This is a genomic window from Aquamicrobium segne (genome assembly GCF_042656785.1).
Taxonomy (GTDB): domain Bacteria; phylum Pseudomonadota; class Alphaproteobacteria; order Rhizobiales; family Rhizobiaceae; genus Mesorhizobium; species Mesorhizobium segne.
Genome location: NZ_JBHSLL010000019.1, coordinates 133,122 through 139,493, shown reverse-complemented (window position 1 = coordinate 139,493; position 6,372 = coordinate 133,122). Strand labels below are relative to the sequence as shown.

7 protein-coding genes are annotated in these 6,372 nt (G+C 63.7%); all 7 read right to left on the bottom strand.

The window, feature by feature from the left end; all coding sequences use genetic code 11:
• On the bottom strand, nt 1-1,017 hold a 1,017-nt coding region (trbL, locus tag ACFPLB_RS08215), incomplete at its 3' end, for a P-type conjugative transfer protein TrbL (protein WP_378228868.1).
• A 3-nt stretch (nt 1,018-1,020) separates the two neighbouring features.
• On the bottom strand, nt 1,021-1,308 hold the full coding sequence (gene trbK-alt, locus ACFPLB_RS08210; RefSeq protein WP_024707398.1) for a putative entry exclusion protein TrbK-alt: 288 nt from the start codon (nt 1,306-1,308) through the stop codon (nt 1,021-1,023).
• Nucleotides 1,309-1,328: 20 nt separating this feature from the next.
• On the bottom strand, nt 1,329-2,111 hold the full coding sequence (gene trbJ / locus ACFPLB_RS08205; RefSeq protein WP_378228867.1) for a P-type conjugative transfer protein TrbJ: 783 nt from the start codon (nt 2,109-2,111) through the stop codon (nt 1,329-1,331).
• The gene (gene trbE / locus ACFPLB_RS08200; protein ID WP_378228866.1) at nt 2,108-4,615 is read right to left on the bottom strand and encodes a conjugal transfer protein TrbE; all 2,508 of its coding nucleotides are present in this window, start codon (nt 4,613-4,615) and stop codon (nt 2,108-2,110) included. Before trbE ends, trbJ begins: the two co-directional genes overlap by 4 nt.
• A gap of 10 nt (nt 4,616-4,625) precedes the next feature.
• Entirely contained in the window at nt 4,626-4,907 is a 282-nt protein-coding gene (locus tag ACFPLB_RS08195; RefSeq protein WP_024707401.1) for a VirB3 family type IV secretion system protein, read from the bottom strand.
• A complete protein-coding gene (locus tag ACFPLB_RS08190) occupies nt 4,907-5,239 on the bottom strand; it encodes a TrbC/VirB2 family type IV secretion system protein (RefSeq protein WP_009450539.1) in 333 nt (110 codons plus the stop codon). Before ACFPLB_RS08190 ends, ACFPLB_RS08195 begins: the two co-directional genes overlap by 1 nt.
• Nucleotides 5,236-6,228, bottom strand: a complete 993-nt coding sequence (trbB, locus tag ACFPLB_RS08185) for a P-type conjugative transfer ATPase TrbB (protein ID WP_024707402.1) — start codon at nt 6,226-6,228, stop codon at nt 5,236-5,238. The genes ACFPLB_RS08190 and trbB overlap by 4 nt, the downstream gene beginning before the upstream one ends.
• Nucleotides 6,229-6,372 lie beyond the last annotated feature (144 nt).

Genomic DNA, 6,372 nt, shown 5'->3' with positions numbered 1-6,372 from the left:
TCCGTCATCGTTCCGTCCGTCCAATCTCCGCCAAGCATGCTCAAGCTTCACGATTTTTGCAACAGAGCCCGCAGCAGCACCGCCACGGACGGCAGCAGCTCCACCCGACAGCGCCGCTGCCCCTCCCTTCGCGGCCATGCCTGCGGCAGCGCCGCTGGCAAGCATCATGCCGCCAGCGGCAAGGCCGGTCCCAACAGCGGCACCTGCGCCAAGCTGCGGGCCGCCTGAGACGAGACCGGAAGCGATACCAGGCCCGAATATGCCGAGGCCGAGAAGGGAAAGGGCAGCCAGCACAATCGCCATGGCGTCGTCGATGGTCGGTGTCACGCCGCCGAAGCCTGCGGTGAACTGGCTGAACAGGGTCGATCCGATGCCGATGATGACGGCAAGCACCAGCACCTTGATGCCGCTCGACACGACATTGCCGAGAACGCGCTCGGCCATGAAGGCGGTCTTGCCGAACAGGCCGAAGGGGATGAGGACGAAGCCTGCAAGAGTGGTCAGCTTGAACTCGATCAGCGTGACGAAGAGCTGCACGGCGAGAATGAAGAAGGCCAGCAACACCAGCGCCCAGGCGAACATCAGGCAGGCGATCTGGATGAAGTTCTCGAAGAACGACCAATAGCCCATCATGTCCGAGATGGATTCGAGCAGCGGGCGACCGGAATCGAGGCCGGTCTGCGCCACCTTGCCGGGCCGCAGCAGATCGGCGGCGGAAAAGCTGGTGCCCGAACCTTTCAGGCCAAGACCGGCGAAGCTGTCGAAGATGATCTGGGCGAGATTGTTCCAGTTGCCAATCAGGTATGCGAAGACGCCGACGAAGAGCGTCTTCTTGACCAGCCGGGCGATGATATCGTCATCCGCACCCCAGGACCAGAAGAGTGCCGCGAGTGTCACGTCGATGACGATCAGGGTGGTGGCGATGAAGGCGACCTCGCCACCGAGCAGGCCGAAGCCGCTGTCGATATAACTGGTGAAAACGCCCAGAAAGTTGTCGATGACGCCGGTGCCGCCCATGGTTCACTGACCCCCGTTCTGATGCGGGGCGGCGGGCACCGGCGTCCGGCCGAGGAACCGGTCGCGGTTCTCGGCCCAGGTGGCGAGGCAGCCGGGGTCGTTCACGGCGGCCTCGCCTAACTGCTGGCAGTGGCGCAGGCTCTGGTGCAGCGGATCGGCAGGCGCCTGAAGCGCCGGCGCCGAACGGGGCTGTGCCGGTTCGTCCTCGCGTGTCATTTCGATCACCGTCGCGGTGATGGCGATGGCCACGAATATGATTGCGCCAAGCCGGGCCAGCATCTTGCCGTCCATGTCGCGCCCCTCCTGTCCGGTCAGTTGCTGCCGTTGCCGAACATCCGGGCATTGCCGGGCTGATAGCCCGATCCCGGTGTCAGGAAACGCTCGCGTTGGATGCGGCCCTGGTCGGCGGCGGTGGCGCGCTCGGCTTCGATCAGAGCTTCGGAGCGACCATTGGCGGACATCAGCGCGATCAGGTCGGAAAGCTGCTGCGACTGGAGCGCGAGAAGCTGATTGCCCGCTTGTGTCGCCTGCAACGCGCCGGTCGCGTTCTGGCTCTGCGCGACAAGGGCGGACATTTCAGCGCGATTGGTGTCAATATTTCCGACGACACCGGCCTGCACGCGCATGGCGTCCTGCAAGCCGCCGACCGTATTCTGCCAACGGGACCGTGCATCGGCGACGAGCTGGGCGTCGGTCGCGGATAGCGAAACCTTGCCGTATTTCTGTTGGAACATCTGATCGACGTTCTGCACGTCGAAGGCAATGTTCTGCGCCTGGGCCAGAAGCTGCTGCGTGCGCTGGACGTTCTGCTGCAAAGTCTGGAGCGAGGAATATGGCAGACTGGCGAGATTCTTCGCCTGATTGATGAGCATCAGCGCTTCATTCTGAAGCGAGGTGATCTGGTGGTTGATCTGCTCCAGCGTGCGTGCGGCGGTCAGAAGGTTCTGCGCATAGTTGGTCGGATCATAGACGATGCGGCCGAAGCCAAAAGCGTGAGCGGGGCTTGTCAGCATGGGCGACAGGGCAACAGGCATGGCGAGCGTCAGCGCCAGCACGGATGCACTGAAATATCGGCAAACGGGGATACGGATCATGGCAGGATCTCCTTTTCTTGGCTGTCATCTGGATGGATTTGATCTGGCGCGACCGACCGAGCGGGCTCTGTCCGTTCGACAAGATTGGTAAGGTTCGGGATCAGATCGACGGCCCATTCGACGCCGCGATCGCGCAGCCAGGCCGCGAGAAAACCGTCCTGCCCATGCTCGGCAACGAGTTCGGCGATACGGGTCTGATCGGATTTGGATGATGCGGCGCAGAGCGCGAGGCCGACTTCGCTGAGGCCAAGCTCGAACAGGCGATTGCCGCGCCGCGATTGGCAGTAATAGTCCCGCTTTGGCGTGGCCCGCGCGAGGATCTCGATTTGCCGGTCATTGAGGCCGAAGCGGCGGTAGATTGCCGTGATCTGCGGCTCGATGGCGCGTTCGTTCGGCAGCAGCAGCCGCGTCGGGCAACTTTCTATGATGGCAGGCGCGATATTGCTGCCATCGATGTCGGAAAGTGACTGCGTGGCGAAAATGACGGAAGCGTTCTTCTTCCTGAGCGTCTTCAGCCATTCGCGGAGCTGATTGGCGAACCCCTCGTCATCGAGCGCCAGCCAGCCTTCGTCGATGATGAGCAGGGTTGGCCGACCGTCGAGCCGGTCGCCGATCCGATGAAACAGATAGGACAGGACGGCAGGCGCAGCCCCAGTGCCGACCAGCCCCTCGATCTCGAAGGCCTGTACATCGGCTGATCCGAGATGTTCGGCCTCGGCGTCGAGCAACCGGCCATAGGTGCCGCCAATGCAGTAAGGGCGCAACGCCTGTTTCAGATCGTTGGATTGCAGCAGCACGGCAAGGCCGGTGATGGTCCGTTCCCCCGCCGGGGCGGATGCCAGCGATGTCAGCGCCGTCCAGATGTGCTCCTTCACCTCCGGCGTGATGCTCATGCCTTCACGCATCAGGATCGCGGCGATCCAGTCAGCGGCCCATGACCGTTCATAGGCATCATCGATCCGCGCCAGCGGTTGCAGGGAAACGGAAACCTCCGATCCCTCGGTCAATCCACCGCCGAGATCATGCCAGTCGCCACCCATGGCGAGCGCGGATGCCCGGATCGATCCCCCGAAATCGAAAGCGAAAATCTGGCTTCGCTCATAACGGCGAAATTGCAACGCCATCAGCGCCAGCAGCACGGACTTGCCTGCGCCGGTCGGGCCGACGACGAGGGTATGGCCCACGTCGCCGACATGAAGGGAAAGCCGGAACGGCGTCGAACCCTCGGTCTTGCCGTAAAGCAAGGGGGGCGCTCCGAGATGTTCGTTCCGTTCCGGCCCCGCCCACACGGCCGATAGCGGGATCATGTGGGCAAGGTTGAGCGTCGAGACCGGCGGCTGCCGAACATTGGCATAGGCATGTCCGGGGATCGAGCCGAGCCAGGCATCGACGGCATTGACGGTTTCCGGCATGGCCGTGAAGTCACGGCCCTGAATGATCTTCTCGACCAGACGCAGCTTCTCGTCGGCGATACGGGGATCGGCGTCCCAGACGGTGACGGTTGCTGTGACATAAGCCATGCCGGCGACGTCAGCGCCCAGTTCCTGCAAGGCCATGTCGGCATCGAGCGCCTTGTTGGACGCATCGGTGTCCACCAGCGCCGATTGCTCGTTGGTCAACACCTCCTTGAGGATCGCGGCGATGGATTTTCTCTTGGCGAACCATTGACGGCGGATTTTGGTGAGGAGTTTCGTCGCGTCCGTCTTGTCCATCAGGATGGCGCGGGTGGACCAGCGATACGGGAACGCGAGCCGGTTCATCTCGTCGAGCAGGCCGGGCGTGGTCGCTGTCGGAAAGCCTGTGATGGTCAGGATGCGCAGATGCGACAAGCCCAGGCGTGGCTCCAGCCCGCCGGTCAGCGGCTGATCGGCCAGCAGCGCGTCGATGTGCATCGGCACCTCGGGCACGCGGACGCGATGGCGGTTCGTGGAAATCGTGGAATGGAGATAGGTCAGCGTGCCCGCGTCATCGATCCAGTGGCATTCGGGCATGAAGCCGTCGAGTAGCGCCAGCACGCGGTCGGTGCGGTCGACAAAGCCGCGCATCAGCTCCCATGGATTGACGCCGGATTGCTCACGGCCCTCGTAGAGCCAGGTCTCGGCGCGAGCCGCATCTTCGGCGGGTGGCAGCCAGAGGAAGGTCAGGAAGTAGCCCGACACGAAATGCGTGCCCGCTTCCTCGAAGGCAGCTTTGCGCTCGGCATCGACCAGAGCGGAGGCCGGATCAGGAAATTGGCTGCCGGGATAGGTCGCGGCTTCGCTTCGTTGTGCCTCAACAAAGATCGACCAGCCGGAGCCGAGGCGGCGCACGGCGTTGTTGATACGCCCGGCGACCGCGACCAGTTCGGCGGCAACAGCGGAATCCAGATCCGGCCCGCGAAACTTCGCAGTCCTCTGGAAACTGCCGTCCTTGTTCAGTACGACGCCCGAGCCAACCAGCGCGGCCCAGGGCAGGAAATCCGCGAGGCGGGTGGCGGTACGGCGATATTCGGTGAGGTTCATCATGGCCGCGCCCTCACACCGACAGATGACCGGGGATGCGCAGATGCCTGCGCCCCACCTCGACGAAGAGCGGATCGCGTTTGGCAGCCCATACCGCGAGGAAATGACCGACTGCCCAGATGGCGATGCCAACCAGCCAGAGACGGAGGCCGAGGCCGACGGCGCCGGCCAGCGTGCCGTTGACAATGGCAATCGAACGCGGTGCGCCGCCGAGCAGGATATGCTCGGTTAGCGCCCGGTGAACCGAGATGGAGAAGCCCGGCACCGTATCGAGCTGTTCAAACCCGCCCGCCATCAGATGAGCGCCCCGCCGCCGAACGAGAAGAACGACAGGAAGAAGCTCGACGCGGCGAAAGCGATGGACAGGCCGAAGACGATCTGAATCAGGCGGCGGAAGCCGCCGGAGGTATCGCCAAAGGCCAGCGCCAGGCCGGTAGCGATGATGACGATGACGGCGATGATCTTGGCGACAGGACCCTCGATCGACTGGAGGATCGACTGAAGCGGTGCCTCCCAGGGCATGGAGGAGCCGGAGGCGTGTGCGGCAGGCGCCAGCATCAGACTGATGGAAACAGTGGCAGCGGCGGTTGCCATGATGCGGCAGCCGCGTGAAATCGTGCGGATCATGAAAGGTTTCCTTTCGGGGTGGTTGCCAAAGTGATGGGATGCGTGATGGCGTAATCGCCGTCCGGCCCCAGCCCATCGACGCGGGCGAGTTCGACCAGCCGGCGGGAAGAGCCGCGTCCGGCAAGAACGGCGACGAGGTCGATTGTCTCGGCGATCAGGGCGCGCGGGACGGTGATGACGGCTTCCTGGATGAGCTGTTCGAGGCGTCGCAGCGCGCCAATGCCGGAACCGGCATGGATGGTGCCGATCCCGCCCGGATGGCCGGTGCCCCAGGCTTTAAGGAGGTCGAGAGCTTCGGACCCGCGCACCTCGCCGACCGGGATGCGATCCGGGCGCAGGCGCAGCGATGAACGCACCAGGTCGGAGAGGGTCGCCACGCCATCCTTGGTGCGCATCGCGACCAGATTGGGCGCGGCGCATTGCAGTTCGCGCGTGTCTTCAATGATCACGACGCGGTCCGAAGTCTTGGCGACTTCTGCCAGCAGCGCGTTGGTCAGCGTGGTTTTTCCGGTCGAGGTGCCGCCCGCGACAAGGATATTGGCACGCGTGGCGACGTTCAGGCGCAGCACCTCGGCCTGAGCACTGGTCATGATCCCAGCGTTTACATAGTCGTCGAGCGTGAACACCGCGACGGCAGGCTTGCGTATGGCGAAAGCGGGTGCTGCGACCACCGGCGGCAGCAGACCCTCGAACCGTTCGCCGGTCTCGGGCAGTTCAGCCGACACACGCGGATTGCGGGCATGAACCTCGGCGCCGACATGATGGGCGACCAGCCTGACGATCCGCTCCCCATCGGCAGCCGACAGCCTCTCCCCCGTATCGGCCAGCCCTTCGGAGAGCCGATCCACCCAGATGCGGCCATCGGGATTCAGCATCACCTCAACCACAGCTGGATCTTCCAGAAACCGGGCAATCGATGCCCCGAGCGCGGTGCGCAGCATCCGCGCACCACGCGCAATCGTCTCGGGTTTCTGATGTGATGCGGTCATGGCGGCCCCATTCATGGCGGGACGCGCAAAAGACGGACCCCGGATTGGGGTCGATTAAAAGAACCTGATTTAGGGCCGTTTCAACAGATGTTTACGCGTGTGCGGGCATCGGCGGCGCAGGGCGGCAAATAGGATGGATCTAAA

Coding starts and splice junctions, on each gene's coding strand:
- trbK-alt (WP_024707398.1), bottom strand. CDS start 1,308: ATGGACGGCAAGATGCTGGCCCGGCTTGGCGCAATCATATTCGTGGCC.
- trbJ (WP_378228867.1), bottom strand. CDS start 2,111: ATGATCCGTATCCCCGTTTGCCGATATTTCAGTGCATCCGTGCTGGCG.
- trbE (WP_378228866.1), bottom strand. CDS start 4,615: ATGATGAACCTCACCGAATATCGCCGTACCGCCACCCGCCTCGCGGAT.
- ACFPLB_RS08195 (WP_024707401.1), bottom strand. CDS start 4,907: ATGGCGGGCGGGTTTGAACAGCTCGATACGGTGCCGGGCTTCTCCATC.
- ACFPLB_RS08190 (WP_009450539.1), bottom strand. CDS start 5,239: ATGATCCGCACGATTTCACGCGGCTGCCGCATCATGGCAACCGCCGCT.
- trbB (WP_024707402.1), bottom strand. CDS start 6,228: ATGACCGCATCACATCAGAAACCCGAGACGATTGCGCGTGGTGCGCGG.